The sequence below is a fragment of the Streptomyces sp. NRRL F-5755 genome (genome assembly GCF_001279365.1).
GTDB lineage: Bacteria > Actinomycetota > Actinomycetes > Streptomycetales > Streptomycetaceae > Streptomyces > Streptomyces rimosus.
Genome location: NZ_LGCW01000013.1, coordinates 1 through 15,478 on the forward strand (window position 1 = coordinate 1; position 15,478 = coordinate 15,478).

General features: G+C 71.8%; 12 protein-coding genes and 1 pseudogene. 9 read left to right on the top strand and 4 right to left on the bottom strand.

All coding sequences use genetic code 11. From position 1 onward, the window contains the following. The 4 genes and pseudogenes from ADK86_RS02745 to ADK86_RS02760 form a co-directional block, all read left to right on the top strand. Positions 1–871 (top strand): annotated as a pseudogene (locus tag ADK86_RS02745) (ABC transporter ATP-binding protein); the annotation flags it as partial. 161 nt (positions 872–1,032) lie between these two features. Further along, positions 1,033–1,989, top strand: a complete 957-nt coding sequence (locus tag ADK86_RS02750) for a FadR/GntR family transcriptional regulator (protein WP_234317917.1) — start codon at positions 1,033–1,035, stop codon at positions 1,987–1,989. 579 nt (positions 1,990–2,568) lie between these two features. After that, positions 2,569–4,125 carry an RNA polymerase sigma factor gene (locus tag ADK86_RS02755; RefSeq protein WP_267888779.1) on the top strand — a complete coding sequence of 519 codons (1,557 nt, stop codon included), beginning with the start codon at positions 2,569–2,571 and terminating at the stop codon, positions 4,123–4,125. A 149-nt stretch (positions 4,126–4,274) separates the two neighbouring features. Beyond that, the gene (locus ADK86_RS02760; protein WP_053695089.1) at positions 4,275–5,090 is read left to right on the top strand and encodes a S1 family peptidase; all 816 of its coding nucleotides are present in this window, start codon (positions 4,275–4,277) and stop codon (positions 5,088–5,090) included. A 198-nt stretch (positions 5,091–5,288) separates the two neighbouring features. Here ADK86_RS02760 and ADK86_RS02765 read toward each other — a convergent pair whose 3' ends face one another. Then, positions 5,289–5,519, bottom strand: coding sequence for a DUF7455 domain-containing protein (locus tag ADK86_RS02765; RefSeq protein ID WP_003981845.1), 231 nt, complete (start codon positions 5,517–5,519; stop codon positions 5,289–5,291). Between the two features lie 445 nt (positions 5,520–5,964). Between ADK86_RS02765 and ADK86_RS02770 the strand changes: the two genes are divergently transcribed. The 4 genes from ADK86_RS02770 (at position 5,965) to ADK86_RS02785 (ending at position 10,664) form a co-directional block, all read left to right on the top strand. Further along, positions 5,965–8,085: a DNA gyrase/topoisomerase IV subunit B gene (locus tag ADK86_RS02770; RefSeq protein WP_053695090.1), complete on the top strand. Its 2,121-nt coding sequence runs from the start codon at positions 5,965–5,967 to the stop codon at positions 8,083–8,085. Positions 8,086–8,264: 179 nt separating this feature from the next. Further along, positions 8,265–8,753 (top strand): hypothetical protein, encoded by a 489-nt coding sequence (locus ADK86_RS02775; protein ID WP_053695091.1) that lies wholly within the window; start codon positions 8,265–8,267, stop codon positions 8,751–8,753. 46 nt (positions 8,754–8,799) lie between these two features. Then, entirely contained in the window at positions 8,800–9,990 is a 1,191-nt protein-coding gene (locus tag ADK86_RS02780; protein ID WP_053695092.1) for a sensor histidine kinase, read from the top strand. After that, on the top strand, positions 9,987–10,664 hold the full coding sequence (locus ADK86_RS02785; RefSeq protein ID WP_053695093.1) for a response regulator transcription factor: 678 nt from the start codon (positions 9,987–9,989) through the stop codon (positions 10,662–10,664). The genes ADK86_RS02780 and ADK86_RS02785 overlap by 4 nt, the downstream gene beginning before the upstream one ends. Before the next feature lie 14 nt (positions 10,665–10,678). Here the strand turns inward: ADK86_RS02785 and ADK86_RS02790 are convergent, their stop codons facing one another. Continuing rightward, positions 10,679–11,353 carry a DUF7342 family protein gene (locus ADK86_RS02790; RefSeq protein ID WP_030630582.1) on the bottom strand — a complete coding sequence of 225 codons (675 nt, stop codon included), beginning with the start codon at positions 11,351–11,353 and terminating at the stop codon, positions 10,679–10,681. Next, on the bottom strand, positions 11,350–12,963 hold the full coding sequence (locus tag ADK86_RS02795) for an ATP-binding protein (RefSeq protein WP_234345666.1): 1,614 nt from the start codon (positions 12,961–12,963) through the stop codon (positions 11,350–11,352). Before ADK86_RS02795 ends, ADK86_RS02790 begins: the two co-directional genes overlap by 4 nt. Before the next feature lie 391 nt (positions 12,964–13,354). Between ADK86_RS02795 and ADK86_RS02800 the strand changes: the two genes are divergently transcribed. Beyond that, positions 13,355–13,969: a hypothetical protein gene (locus ADK86_RS02800; RefSeq protein ID WP_234345664.1), complete on the top strand. Its 615-nt coding sequence runs from the start codon at positions 13,355–13,357 to the stop codon at positions 13,967–13,969. Positions 13,970–14,078: 109 nt separating this feature from the next. Here the strand turns inward: ADK86_RS02800 and ADK86_RS02805 are convergent, their stop codons facing one another. Then, positions 14,079–15,383, bottom strand: coding sequence for a M20 metallopeptidase family protein (locus ADK86_RS02805; protein ID WP_053695094.1), 1,305 nt, complete (start codon positions 15,381–15,383; stop codon positions 14,079–14,081). Between the last annotated feature and the right edge of the window lie 95 nt (positions 15,384–15,478).

Consider the following 15,478-nt stretch of genomic DNA (forward strand, 5'->3'; position numbering starts at 1 on the left):
CCTGAAGCCCCTCCGCACCTCCCTCTCCCCCGGCGCCCCCGGCCCCGCCCCCGCTTCCCCTGAAGTCGCCGCCCGGCAGCTCGTGAGTCTCCGGCTCGCCGGTCGTGGTCCGCAGTGGCCGCTGCGGTACGAGCTGCGCCGTGCGACGACCGACCCCGCGGGCCTGGTCGTGGCCGTCCTCTCGCTGGCCGTCGCCCTGGTCTTCGCGCTGGTTCTGGCCCGCGTCGGTGACACTTCCCGGGTGCACGTCCTGACCGGCTGGCCGCGTCAACTTCCGTTCCCTCCGGCAGCGCTCGCGGCCGGGCTGATCGGGGCCCTCTCCTTCGGCCAGGAGTTCCGCTATCCGGCCCTCGCCCCCGAGCAGGGCACCGTGCCCCGCCGCCTCGGTCTGCTCGCCGCCAAGCTGCTGATCAGCGGCGCGGCGGCGGCGCTGCTCGCGGTCGGGACGCTGCTGCTCGACGCTGCGCTGGTGCGCGGCCTGTTCGGCTCCGCCGGGCTGCCGCAGGGCGGCGACTGGAAGGTCCTGGCCGTCAGTTGGACGGTCCTCATGATCGGCTGCGCGTGGGCGGGCGTCCTGGCGGCCGGTGTCTTCCGGTCCACCGCGATGGGGCTGGCGGCGGTGCTCGCCGTGCCGGTGCTCGTCCTGCCGTTCGTGCAGCGGGCGTTGGAGACACCGGCCGGCCGGTCGATGGCCGGGGTTCCCGCGCGGCTGCGGTCGGCGGCGCTCGTGCAGTGGCCGTCCGGCTTCGACCAGGCGGTCGGTACGGTGCTGCGGCTGGCGGCCCAACCGGTGAGCGGGGCGCTCACGTTGTCGCTCACCGCACTGGTCTTCGCCTACGCCCTGACCGCCCTGCGGAAGCGGGCCCGCTGACCACGTCCGGTACTGCTGGTGCGGCGACGGCCGACACCCTCCCGAGGGGAGCACCTTTCTTTCCGATAAAGCGTCAATTGCGGAAGGATGGGCGATCACCCTTTCGTGTGCTTTTCACCAAAGACCTCAAGGGGTCCCGGGGCGTCGCCGACAAATGATGCGTGAGTACCCTTGCGCACACCATGATGACCGCGGCTCGCCCCGCCGACTCCGGCCTCGCCGGTCCGGGCGAGCTTGACCGCTACTCCTACGCCAACGCCGTGGGCGCACCCGGCGCCGGCGGGGTCGCCCACGCGCCGGGCGCCGAGCGGGCCGACCGCGTGCCGCCCGTCTGGGACGGGACCGATGCGGACATGGCTCGGGCCGGCCGCCGCGCGGCGGGCAACCGCGGCCGTGGACTGCACGGCCAACTCGTCCAGCAGCTCGGCCAGATGATCGTCTCCGGCGATCTCGGCGCCGACCGTCCGCTCGTGCCCGAGGAGATCGGCCAGCGCTTCGAGGTCTCCCGCACCGTCGTCCGCGAGTCCCTGCGCGTCCTGGAGGCCAAGGGCCTGGTCAGCGCCCGCCCGAACGTGGGCACCCGAGTACGCCCGGTCAGCGACTGGAACCTGCTCGATCCCGACATCATCGAGTGGCGGGCGTACGGCCCGCAGCGTGACGACCAGCGCCGGGAACTGTCCGAGCTGCGCTGGACGATCGAGCCCCTCGCCGCCCGGCTCGCCGCCGGCCACGGCCGCGACGACATCCAGCAACGCCTCGCCGACATGGTCGAGATCATGGGGCACGCGGCGGCCCAGGGCGACGGGCTGACCTTCGCCCGCGCCGACTCCGAGTTCCACACCCTGCTGCTCCAGCTGGCCGGGAACCGCATGCTGGAGCACCTCTCCGGCATCGTCACCTCCGCCCTGCACGTCTCGGGCGGCCCCTCCGGCGGCTGCGAGCGTCCCGCGGAGAAGAACGTCGGCCAGCACATGCGGATCGTCGACGCGATCGGCGCCGGCGACGCCCCGGGCGCCGAGGCCGCGATGCGGACCCTGCTGACCGCCCACGGCGAGACCGGCGGCCAGGGGGCCGGCGGCGCCGGGGACCACACCGTCCCGCCGCCCCGCGAGCACTGAAGGCCCGGTGCCGCCGAGAACCGGTGCCCGGTGGAGGGCCCGTAGCGGCCGGGGAGGGCCGGCTGAGAAGCGCGCACCCGTACAGGACGGGAGGCGCGTCCGCGCGGGACAGAACGTCTGAAAACGTGCGGTCATCCCGGGATACGGGGAGCGGCCGCCAGGCGCGCGGAGTGCATGGGGGCGCACAGGGCGTGCGGAGGCCGCCGGAGCGCACCGGCGCGGGTACGGCCCGCGACAGTGCGCCGCCGTGAGCGAGCCGCGCCGCGTGAGCCGATGTACGCCAGGCCGCCGGGCCCGGAAGCGCGATCCGGGCCCGGCGTTTGCTTGGGAGGATTGCGCCCCGTAGAGGGGGGAATGTTCCGTTATGCGGTGTGACTCGGGCCACGCAGATTGGGCGTAACGCTCGCCGGGGAGGCGCGATGACTTAAGAGGTGATAGCCGAGGAGGGAATGCGAGCGGCGCTTTCGGCGCTGTTCAACTCCCCGGCTTCCCCTGCGCCGTCGGTCCATTCCCGCCGGCGGTCGTCGGCTCCGATCCACCGTGGACGGGGTCGGAAGCCGTTCCCATCGTTCCGAGAGGTTGTTCGTGTCGGCCAGCACATCCCGTACGCTCCCGCCGGAGATCGCCGAGTCCGAGTCAGTGATGGCGCTCATCGAGCGGGGAAAGGCTGATGGGCAGATCGCCGGCGATGACGTGCGTCGGGCCTTCGAGGCTGACCAGATTCCGCCAACCCAGTGGAAGAACGTTCTGCGCAGCCTCAACCAGATCCTCGACGAGGAGGGTGTGACGCTGATGGTCAGTGCCGCAGAGGCGCCCAAGCGCACCCGCAAGAGCGTCGCAGCGAAGAGTCCGGCGAAGCGCACCGCCACCAAGACCGTCGCGGCCAAGACCGCCACGGCGAAGAAGGCCACCACCACCGCGGCCGCCCCGCTGGGCGACACGTCGTACGGCGAGGCCGAGGGCGGGCCCGAGAAGAAGGCGGTCGCCAAGAAGGCTGCCGCCAAGAAGACGGTCGCGAAGAAGACCGCCGCCAAGAAGACCGTGGCGAAGAAGACCGCCGCCAAGAAGGACGTCGACGACCTCCTTGAGGACGAGCCGATCGAGGAAGCGGCGCCCGCGGGCAAGGGTGAGGCCGCCGAGGTGCCCGAGGGTGCCGAGAGTGCCGGCTTCGTGCTGTCCGACGACGACGAGGACGACGCCCCCGCGCAGCAGGTCGCCGCGGCCGGTGCCACCGCCGACCCGGTCAAGGACTACCTCAAGCAGATCGGCAAGGTCCCGCTGCTCAACGCCGAGCAGGAGGTCGAACTCGCCAAGCGCATCGAGGCCGGCCTGTTCGCCGAGGACAAGCTGGCCAACTCCGACAAGCTGGCGCCGAAGCTCAAGCGCGAGCTGGAGATCATCGCCGAGGACGGCCGCCGCGCCAAGAACCACCTGCTGGAGGCCAACCTCCGTCTGGTCGTCTCGCTGGCCAAGCGCTACACCGGCCGCGGCATGCTCTTCCTGGACCTCATCCAGGAGGGCAACCTCGGTCTGATCCGTGCGGTCGAGAAGTTCGACTACACCAAGGGTTACAAGTTCTCCACGTACGCGACGTGGTGGATCCGCCAGGCCATCACCCGCGCCATGGCCGACCAGGCCCGGACGATCCGTATCCCCGTCCACATGGTCGAGGTCATCAACAAGCTGGCCCGTGTGCAGCGCCAGATGCTCCAGGACCTGGGCCGCGAGCCCACCCCGGAGGAGCTGGCCAAGGAACTGGACATGACCCCCGAGAAGGTCATCGAGGTCCAGAAGTACGGCCGCGAGCCGATCTCGCTGCACACCCCGCTGGGCGAGGACGGCGACAGCGAGTTCGGTGACCTGATCGAGGACTCCGAGGCGGTCGTGCCGGCCGACGCGGTCAGCTTCACGCTGCTGCAGGAGCAGCTGCACTCGGTTCTGGACACGCTCAGCGAGCGCGAGGCCGGTGTGGTCTCCATGCGCTTCGGCCTCACCGACGGCCAGCCCAAGACGCTGGACGAGATCGGCAAGGTCTACGGCGTCACGCGTGAGCGCATCCGCCAGATCGAGTCCAAGACGATGTCGAAGCTGCGCCACCCGTCGCGCTCGCAGGTCCTGCGCGACTACCTGGACTGATCCGCACTCTCGCGCCGGACGGCCGTCCGGGTGCATCGCGGGCCCGGCCCTCCCTCGGGAGGACCGGGCCCGCGGTGTGTCCGGGTGCGCGATGTGGCCGACTGGCTCACCCTGGGTGTGCGAACACTTCCGCACAGTCAGGAGCGTGTATGCGTGCTTTCGTCCGGGCCGCCCTCGGGGCGCTCGCCCTCGTCCTCGCCGTGCCGGTCACCGCCGCGCGGGCGGACGAGTCGGTGGTGGGAGGCCGGCCGGTGAAGGTCTCCGACCACCCCTGGATGGTCGCGATCAGCTCGCGCTCGCGCTTCGGGAACGACCGGTCGGGCCAGTTCTGCGGCGGTGTGCTGGTCGGCCGCGCGACGGTGGTGACGGCGGCGCACTGCCTGAGCCGTGCGGTGCTGGGCGTGGAGTGGCAGCGGGTCAAGGACCTGCGGATCATCGTGGGCCGCGAGGACATGCGGGGCCGCGGCGGGCAGGAACTCGTGCCGCGGCGGGTCTGGGTGAATCCGACGTACGACAGTTACAGCAACGCCGGCGACATCGCCGTGCTCACGCTCGGCGCGCAGCAGCCGAAGGGCCGGGCTCTGCCGATGGCCAAGGCCGGCGACGCCGCGTACCGGGCCGGTACGAAGGCGAATGTGTACGGCTGGGGCGACACGACCGGTAGCGGTACGTACGCGGCCACGCTCCGGTCGGCGCAGGTGCAGGTGTACTCGAATGCGGCCTGTAGCAGGGCGTACCCGGGCAACGCGGACGGGAAGTATTTGGCCGATTCCATGCTGTGCGCGGGGACGCCGCAGGGTGGCCGGGATGCCTGCCAGGGTGACAGCGGCGGGCCGCTGGTGGCGCGGGGGCGGCTGATCGGGCTGGTGTCCTGGGGTACCGGATGCGGGAAGGCGGCGAAGCCGGGCGTCTATACGCGCATCTCGGCGATGATGAGGCAAGTGATCGCCCATGGTGCCGGCTGAGCGCCGTGACGCGCGCGGGCGGACCGAAGGGCCGGAGCGGCCGGTCGCGGCGCCTCAGGACGGCACAGGAGGCCCTTGAGGGCGCCCTCGTCACGTCGGCGCCGGGCCATACGAGTGCGGGCGGCTCCCCGGTGGTTCCGGGAAGCCGCCCGCCACACGGCCCTAGGCCGCTGCTCGCTCGTCGTCGGATGCGATGTGTCAGCGTTCCTCGTCGGAAGCAGACGCGGGAGAGGCGGTCAGCCGCTCCGTCTCGTCCTGTATTTCCGCGGCGATCTTCTTGAGTTCTGGCTCGAACTTGCGGCCGTGGTGGGCGCAGAAGAGCAGTTCGCCGCCGGACATCAGAACGACGCGCAGGTATGCCTGGGCGCCGCAGCGGTCGCAGCGGTCAGCGGCCGTCAGCGGGCTCGCGGGGGTCAGAACAGTAGTCACGTCGCCTCTTCTCTAGCTCGACGAGCTGTCGTACCAGGGTCAACATCCAACCAGGCCGAAAACGTTCCCGCTCGTGCCTATTCCCTGAAAAAATTTTTCCAAGGACGCCGGGTGTTGCCGGGTGGCGGCGAATGAGCCGTATTGCGTGGTGGTCTGATTCACGTTGGTTGCTGGGCTTTGTCCTCCCGGCTGGCTTGCCGGTTGTTCAAGAGGACGTGCCCGGAGCCTAAATGGTTCATGCCTCGAAGGGAACGTGATGTGCGCGTCACCGCGCTCTCACCCCATCGAGGGATCGAACACGTGAGCGAAAGTCTACTACCATGGACATCGTCACGGGTGGCGTCACTTCGGCTCTACCGGGCCTCGGTACGCTCTGACCGGCGACACCGCCACGACCGGGTCCGCGGAATGCGGACCATCAGTAATTCAGCGAGGAGCGAACCGCGTGACCGCCGAGATGTCCGTGCCGTCCACCGCAGTGCTGACCGGGGCAGACCGGGACGGTTCCAACTACACCGCGCGGCATCTGCTCGTCCTGGAGGGGCTGGAGGCCGTCCGCAAGCGCCCGGGCATGTACATCGGCTCGACGGACAGCCGCGGTCTGATGCACTGCCTGTGGGAGATCATCGACAACTCCGTCGACGAGGCCCTGGGCGGCTACTGCGACCGTATCGAGGTGATCCTCCACGACGACGGTTCGGTGGAGGTCCGCGACAACGGCCGCGGCATCCCGGTGGACGTGGAGCCCAAGACCGGCCTGTCCGGCGTCGAGGTCGTGATGACCAAGCTGCACGCCGGCGGCAAGTTCGGCGGCGGCTCGTACGCGGCCTCCGGCGGTCTGCACGGCGTCGGCGCCTCGGTGGTCAACGCCCTGTCCGCCCGGCTGGACGTCGAGGTCGACCGCAACAGCAAGACCCACTCGATCAGCTTCCGCCGCGGCGTGCCCGGCATCTTCACCGAATCCGGCCCCGACGCCCCCTTCGATCCGGCCAACGGCCTGCTCAAGGGCAAGCGCATCCCCAAGACCCGCACCGGCACGCGCGTGCGGTACTGGGCCGACCGGCAGATCTTCCTCAAGGACGCCAAGCTCTCCCTGGAGACGCTGCACGCCCGCGCCCGCCAGACCGCCTTCCTGGTGCCCGGCCTGACCCTGGTCGTGCGTGATGAGCGCGGCCTGGAGAGCGAGGGCCCGGTCGAGGAGACCTTCCGTTACGACGGCGGCATCAGCGAGTTCTGCGAATACCTCGCCCAGGACAAGGCCGTGTGCGATGTGCTGCGGCTGTCCGGGCAGGGCACCTTCAAAGAGACCGTGCCCGTCCTGGACGAGCGCGGCCACATGACGCCCACCGAGGTCACCCGGGAACTGGGCGTGGACGTCGCGCTGCGCTGGGGCACCGGCTACGACACCACCGTGCGCTCCTTCGTCAACATCATCGCCACCCCCAAGGGCGGCACCCATGTGACCGGGTTCGAGCGGTCGGTGACCAAGACGGTCAACGAGGCGCTGCGCGCGGCCAAGCTGCTGCGGGTGGCCGAGGACGATGTCGTCAAGGACGACGCGATGGAGGGCCTGACCGCGGTCGTCACCGTGCGGCTGGCGGAGCCGCAGTTCGAGGGGCAGACCAAGGAGGTGCTGGGCACCTCGGCCGCCTCCCGCATCGTCGCCCAGGTCATCGCCAAGGAGCTCAAGGCGTTCTTGACCTCCACCAAGCGGGACGCCAAGCAGCAGGCCCGCGCGGTGCTGGACAAGGTCGTCGCGGCGGCCCGCACCCGTATCGCGGCCCGGCAGCACAAGGAGGCCCAGCGCCGCAAGACCGCGCTGGAGTCCTCCTCGCTGCCGGCGAAGCTGGCCGACTGCCGCAGCGACGACGTCGAGCGCAGCGAGCTGTTCATCGTCGAGGGCGACTCGGCGCTGGGCACGGCCAAGCTGGCGCGCAACTCCGAGTTCCAGGCGCTGCTGCCGATCCGCGGCAAGATTCTGAACGTGCAGAAGGCGTCCGTCTCGGACATGCTCAAGAACGCCGAGTGCGGGGCGATCATCCAGGTGATAGGGGCCGGCTCGGGCCGGACCTTCGACATCGACGCGGCCCGCTACGGCAAGGTCATCTTCCTGGCGGACGCCGATGTCGACGGCGCCCACATCCGCACCCTGCTGCTGACCCTCTTCCAGCGCTACATGCGCCCCATGGTCGAACAGGGCCGGGTCTTCTCCGCCGTGCCGCCGCTGCACCGCGTCGAGCTGATCCAGCCCAAGAAGGGCCAGGACAAGTACGTGTACACCTACTCGGACAACGAGCTGCGCCAGACCCTGCTGGAGCTGCAGCGCAAGAACATCCGCTACAAGGACAGCATCCAGCGCTACAAGGGTCTCGGCGAGATGGACGCCGACCAGCTGGCCGAGACCACCATGGACCCCCGCCACCGCACCCTGCGCCGGATCAACATCGGCGAGCTGGAGGCCGCCGAGAAGGTCTTCGACCTGCTCATGGGCAATGAGGTCGCGCCCCGCCGCGAGTTCATCACCAGCTCCGCCGCCACGCTCGACCGCTCCCGCATCGACACCTGACGGGAGCCGCGCGGGCGCGTGAAGCGTGGCGCGCGCCGGTACGGGCGCCTGTCCACCCACGGGTGGAGGGGCGCCCGCCGCTTTTCCACCCGGGGCCCACCCGTACGCCGATCCGGGAGGCGGGCCGCGCTCCGTAGCGTCGGGGACGTTGTTGTTCCCACGCCACGGAGGCCCAGGTCATGAGCGGTTCGCTCAACGTTCTCGTCATCGTCGCGGTCATCGCGGTGGTGGTCGTACGGCAGCTGAAACCGCAGCGGCTGGAGACGGACGGACGGCGCTGGTGGCTGCTGCCCGGCATCCTCGCGGTGATGGCGGTGCGCGAACCGGGCCTGCTCGACAGCGCGCACCCCACCGGGTCCGTCGTCCTGCTGGCCGTCGGGGTCGTCCTCGGACTGCTCACCGGCGCGGCCTGGGCGTGGACGATGCGCGTCTGGACCGACGAGGACGGCGCGGTCTGGTCGGCGGGCCGCCCGGTGACCGCCGTGGCCTGGGTGCTCGGCGCGGCGCTGCGGTTCGGCCTGTACGGAGTCGCGGTGCTGGCCGGGATCCACCTGGGCAGTCAGTCCACGATGCTGACCGTGGCCGCCACGCTGCTGGCCCGGACGGGCACCATGGCCTGGCGGGCCCAGACGCTGCGGCCGGCGTACCGTGTTGCTGCCGGTGGCTGAGGCCGCATGTCCGCGCCCCGGGAGCCGTACGCCGGAAGGACCGTTGGTGCCGCTGAGTATCTGGACGAGCTGGCCCTTGCGGGAGGCGCTGTCCCGGGCCGGGTTCAGCACGACCAGGCTGTGGATCGGGCGCGGCATCCGCGTCCTGGTGATGGGAGCCCTGCTGTGGAGCGCCCTGGCGAACCGGGAGTTCCGGGGCGCGGGCGTGGTCCTGGGGCTGGCCGCGGTCGCGCTGTGCGGCCTGGCCCTGTGGGGCTTCTTCCGTACGACGCTCCAGCACCGGCTGTGGCCGGCGCTGGGAACGCTGGCCCTGCTGGAGACCGGTGCGCTCTGGTTCCACTTGGAGGGTGCGAGGGTGCCGGCCGCCGTGGTGTGGGGCGCCACCGCCGTCATCTCGATGGAGCGGCTGCCGCTGGCGGCGGCGCTGCCGGCCATGGCCGTGTCCCTGGGGGCGTACACCCTGCGCAGCCCCGACGACTGGCTGTCGACCGCGACGACCGTCATCGGGCTCGGACTGGCCGGGTACGTCCTGCGGCTGGACTCGGAGGCGCGGGGCAACGCCCAGCGGCTGCTGACCCAGGAGCGGGCCGCCCGCAAGGCCGAGGCCGAGACGGCGGCGCTGGCCGAGCGGAGCCGTATCGCCCGCGAGATCCACGACGTACTGGCGCACAGTCTGAGTGCGCAATTGGTGCACTTGGAAGCGGCGCGGCTATTGATCCAGCGCAGCGACGACCTGGAGGCGGAGCGGCAGCAGGTCCTTGAGCGGGTGGTGGCGGCGCGTGGCATGGCGCGGGAAGGGCTGGACGGCACGCGGCAGGCCCTGTCGGCACTGCGCGGCGAGATGGCCCCGGTGGAGGACTTCCTGCACAATCTGACGGCCGCCGAGGGTGCCCGCCTGGAGGTGACGGGGGAGCGCCGCGAGCTCTCTCCCGAGGCCGCTCTGGCGTTGCGCAGGGTGGCGCAGGAGGCGCTCACGAACGTACGGAAGCACGCGCCGGGCGCGCGCGTGACCGTACGCCTCGACTACGCGGAGAGCGAAGTCGAGCTGGAGGTACGGGACTCCGGCGCGCGCAGGAAGCCGCACGGCGGCAGGCCGGGCGCCCTGGACGATCTCGGCTCGTCCGGTTCCGGGTACGGTCTGCTGGGGATGCGGGAGCGCGCCGAACTCCTCGGCGGAACGCTGGACTCCGGCCCCGACGAGGAGGGTTTCGTGGTGCGGTTGCGGGTGCCGGCATGACGGCGCGGGTGGTGGTCGCCGACGACCAGACCGTGGTGCGCGAGGGAATCGTGATGCTGCTGGGGCTGCTGCCGGGCATTGAGGTCGTCGGTTCGGCCGGGGACGGCGAGGAAGCCGTACGGCTCGCCGCCGAACTGGCCCCGGACGTCGTGCTGATGGACCTCAGGATGCCGCGCTGCGACGGCGTCGAGGCCACCCGGCGCATCCGTACGGAACACCCGGGCACGGAGGTCGTGGTGCTGACGACCTACGCCGACGACGACCACCTCTTCCCCGCGCTGGAGGCGGGCGCCCGCGGCTACCTGACCAAGGACGCGGACGGCGACGAGATCGTACGGGCCATCGAGGACGTCCTGTCGGGCGAGGCGGGACTGTCGCCGAAGGTGCAGCGGCGGCTGCTGGAGCGGTTCGCCGGGCCCGCGCGGCCCGCCGCCCCGGCGGCACCGGCCGGGCCCCCGGACGGGCTGACCGCACGCGAGGTGGAGGTGCTGCGGCTGGTCGCCGAGGGGCTGTCCAACCCGGAGATCGCCCGGTCGCTGCATGTCTCGAACGCGACCGTGAAGACCCACATCAACAACCTCTTCGCCAAGGCCGGGCTGCGGGACCGGGCCCAGGCGATCCACTACGCCTACCGCCACGGTCTCGCACAACCGCCCGAGTCGTCCATCACCTGATCGGGTCGGACCCGTCAGACCCAGAGGTAGCGGTGCTCGGGGCGGCCGGTCTCGCCGTACTTGAGGCTGAGACGGACCCGCCCGGCCCGTTCGAGGAGCTTGAGGTAGCGCTGCGCGGTCTGCCGGCTGAGCCCCGCCTGCCGGGCCACGTCCTGGGCGGACAGCGCTTCGTCGGCCGTGCGCAGGACCGACCGTACGCGGTCGGCGGTCGCCGTCGAATGCCCCTTGGGCAGCTCGGCGGGCCCGGCCCCGGCGGACCCCAGGGCCCCGAAGATCCGGTCGACCTCGGACTGTTCGGCCTGGCCGCCGCCCTCGAAGGCGCGGTGGAGCGCCGCGTAACCCTCCAGCTTGTGCCGAAGCCCCGCGAATGTGAACGGCTTGACCAGATACTGCAGCGCGCCCTGGCGCATGGCCGCCTGGACGGTCGCGATGTCGCGGGCCGCGGTCACCATGATCACGTCGGTCTGGACACCGCGCTGCCGCAGCCGGGACACGAGCTGGAGGCCGGTCTCGTCGGGGAGGTAGTGGTCCAGCAGGACGAGATCGACGGGGGCCGTCTCCAGGGCGGCCAGTGCCTCCGCGGCGGAGTGGGCGAGGCGGCTGACGCGGAAGCCCGGGACCTTCGCGACGTACGCGGCATTGATCTCGGCGACCCGGGTGTCGTCGTCCACGACCAGTACGTCGATCATCGGGGGGCTCCTGTGTCGTCTGTGACTCCGGTGGCGTGGGTGGCATCGGCGGCTTCCGGCCCGGTGGACAGCGCGTCGGACAGCGCGTCCGGGAGGGTGACGGTGAATTCCGCGCCCCCTCCGGGGCGGTCGCCCACCTCGGCGGTGCCTCCGTACCGTTCGGCGAGACGGCGTACGAGCGCGAGGCCGATGCCGCGCTGCCCGTGGGCCGGAGGTTCCTTGGTCGTCCAGCCCTCGGTGAAGATCTCCGCACGCCGGGGTACGGGCACGCCCGGGCCGTTGTCGCGGACGCGGACCACGGCGGTGCGGCCCTCGGCGCGAAGCTCCACCTCGACGCGCGCTCCGGGGCGGCCGGCCGTGGCGTCCAGGGCGTTGTCGACCAGGTTGCCCAGGACCGTGACCAGGCCACGCGGGTCCACCACGCGATCCGGCAGGCGGCTGTCGGGCGCGATGCCCAGCGAGACGCCGCGCTCGGTGGCGACGGTCGCCTTGCCGACCAGGAGCGACGCGAGCAGCGGATCGTGCACCCGCTCGGTGACCTGCTCGGCGGTCGCCCGGTGCACGCCGACGGCCTGGGTCACGAACTCCACGGCCTCCTCGTGCAGCCCCAGCTCCAGGAGGCCGAGCAGCGTGTGGAGGCGGTTGGCGTGCTCATGGTCCTGGGCGCGCAGTGCGTCGATGAGGCCGCGGGTGACGTCCAGCTCGCGGCCCAGCCGCTCCAGCTCGGTACGGTCGCGCAGCGTCACCACGGCCCCGCCGTCGTCGGTCGGCATCCGGTTGGCGACCAGGACCCGCTGCCCGCTGACGGTGAGCAGGTCGGCGCCGCGCACCCGCCCGGACAGGACCTCTGCGGTACGGCCGGGCGGCAGCGCTTCCTCCAGCGGCCGGCCGGCGTCCTCGGCGCGCAGGTCGAGCAGGCGCTGCGCCTCGTCGTTCAGCAGCCGGATGCGGCCGTGCCGGTCGAGCGCCACGAACCCCTCCCGGATGCCGTGCAGCATCGCCTCGCGCTCGGCGAGCAGGGCGGAGATGTCGGAGAAGGCCAGGTCATGGGTACGGCGCTGGAGCCGCCGGGCGACCAGGTAGGCGGCCAGCGCGCCGACCGCGAGCGCCCCGCCCGCGTACGCGAGCAGCTGCGGCACGGTGGCCAGCAGCAGCTGCTGCACGTTCTCGTAGGCGATGCCGACCGAGACGGCGCCGACCATCTTCCCCCGCTCGTCCCGCAGCGGGACCTTGCCGCGCGCGGACCGGCCGAGGGTGCCCTCGTCGATCTCCATGACCTCGTGGCCCGCCAGGACGTCGCCGGGGTCGGTGGACACATGCCGCCCGATCTGGTCCGGGTCGGTGTGGGACCAGCGCACTCCGTGCACGTCCATGATCACGACGTATTCCGCCCCGGTCGCCCGGCGGATCCGCTCCGCCTCGTGCTGCACGGGCCCGGTGCGCCCCGGCCGGGAGCTCTCCAGCGCGTCGTCGAGGCGGGACTCGGCGGCGGTGGTCTGGGCGATGGCCAGAGCACGGCGCATCGCCTGGTCGTCGAGCTGCGCGCCGAGCGGGGCGAGGAAGAGACCGGTGGCGAGCGCGGTGACGCCGGTGGCGATGGCCAGCTGCATCAGCAGCACCTGCGCGAAGACGCGGCGCGGCCAGCCCAGGCGGGCACGCAGGCGCGACAGCGTGGAGCGGAGCCCGCCGGCGGCGGCCCGTCCCGCGCCCGGCTGCGCGTTGATCTGGTCCTTTGCGCCCATACGAACGAACAGTAAGCGAAGGCGGGGATCGGCAGGTGGTCAGCAGGTGGTCGGCCCGGTCCGGGGGCTGTAGGGGCAGCACGGCGGCCGGTGCTTGGAAAGCCCTGTGGACAAGGGATGTGGCGGTTGTCCACAGGGGTTTCGGCAGCTGCGTGTGACTGCGTAATCTCGCAGTGTGACGACGGGGGGCGCGGCCGTGGCCCCGTGTTCTCCGCGGACTCCGTGGACTTCTCTTCAGGGGGTGGATCGATGAGGTGGTGTGACGGGACCTGTGACCGGACCGCTGGTCCGGCGCTCGGCGGGCCGTACCTGGTCTGTGATCATGCTGCTGATCTACGGCGGGGAAGCCGTGGCCGACGAACCCGTACTGCGCACCGGTGGGGTGCCGCTCGTCCCGGACGGATTCGTCTGGCCGACGTGCCGCGAGTGCGAAGGGGCCATGCAATTCCTGGCTCACCTACCCGTCGAAGGTGGGGCGATCGCGGTGTTCCAGTGCCAGAACGACCCCGGGATGTGCGGCGACTGGGACGCCACCGGCGGCGCCAACCGGGCCTTCCTGTTCACCGGCCGGCTCGCGGCGGCGAAGGTCCCGGCCGAGGGCGAGACCCTGCTCGGTGCCGTCACCGCGCTGCGCATCCACCCTGAGGACACCCCCACCGACGAACGGGCCCTGGGGCGGCTGGGCGGCGAACCCGACTGGATCCAGCACGACGAGACACCTGACTGCCCTTCCTGTGCCACCCGCATGACCTTCACGGCCCAGCTCGAAGAGGGGTACGACCACAGGACCGCGGCCAACTTCGGCGGGATGGGGCGGGGTTATGTGTTCCGGTGTCGGGGGTGTGGTGAGGCTGCGTTTCTCTGGCAGTGCTGAAGGGCCGCTTTCGGCGAGGCGGCCAAGGGGCCGGGTTCGCGTGCTCGGACGTGCGGCCGGGCGGTGGTCGCGGGAGGGGGCAGTCGCTCCGGGGCGTGGATTCACCTGGCTACTCCCGTGCTGGGCGGGTGCGCTCCGCGATCCAGCTGGCCATCGCCCGTACACCGACGCCGATGGCGCGCTCATCCGGGGAGAAGTCGGGGTAGTGCGGGTAGCTCGTGGTGATGGGTGCGCCAGGGGCGCGGACGCCGAGGAACGTGTAGGTACCGGGTAGTCGGTTCAAGTACAGGGCGAAGTCCTCGCCGCTGAAGGGAGGGAAGGCAGCGCGAAGTTCGGTGACCGTGTTCCGGCCGACGGTGCGGCGCAGGTGACGGGCGAGCAGGCGGGCGTCGCGGTCCGGGCAGACCATGGCCGGGAACGGCTCGGCGGGGAAGCGTACTCCGGCCCCCGCGTACCGCCGGGCCGCGCGGCGGATGTCCTCGCGGACCTCCACGAACCGCTCCTGCGGCCAGCAGCGGTAGGACACGCTCACCCGGGCCTTCTCGGCCGTGGCCCGGACGGTGACGAAGCGGGCCAGCGGTCCGTCGGGTATCAGGGCGTCGGCGACCAGGCGCTCCAGGTCCGCCGGGGAGCGCGGTACGGCCACCCTTGCGAGGGCGCCGATGTCGGCGGCCAGGCGTCGCGCGGCCTCGGACGCGTCCGGTCCGGAGAGTGTCACCTCCGCCTTGTCCTGGCCCGGCATCCCGTATCCCGGCATCACAGCGAACCGGCCGACCGGGAACGCACCGCAGTGCAGCGCGTGGATCTCCTCGATGCTCAACCGCTCCAGTACGCCCGCGTCGATCAGCGCGCGGGCGCCGGACAAAGTCTCCTCGGCGGGCTGGAAAAGGAAGACCGTTGTCCCGCTCAACCGGTGCCGCAGCCGTGCCAGGACCCGGGCCACGCCGACGCCCACCGCCGTGTGGACGTCGTGGCCGCAGACGTGGGCCGGTGCGGGGCCCGTACCGACGATGTCCATGGGGGGCACCGCGTCCATGTCCGCCCGGTAGGCAACGGTCCGGCCAGGGCGCGAGCCCCGCAGGACACCGACGACTCCATGGCCGCCCACTCCGGTGGTGATGGTCAGCCCCGCCGCGCGCAACTCACGGGCCACCACAGCGGCCGTGCGCTTCTCCTGTCCCGGGGCCTCGGGGTGCCGGTGGATGTCGCGCCGCAGCCCGATCAGCGCGCGCTCCAGGCGGGCGGTCTCGGCGGCCACTGCCGACTGTTCCACCGGCCCCTTCCACTCACCGGCGATGGCCTTCCCCGTGCCCGCCCACGCCGTTGCCGCACCGGCCGCACCCGCACCGGCCGCACCCGCACCGGCTGCTGCCGCACCGGCCAGCAACGTACGGCGCGCGACGGCGCGTTCCATGAAACGACTCACCGTTCCCCCTTCGGCCCAAGTGGTTCTCCGGGATCCACGATCGCCACTCACCGGTGTCGCTGCCCATCCGGCGAGCCACCACT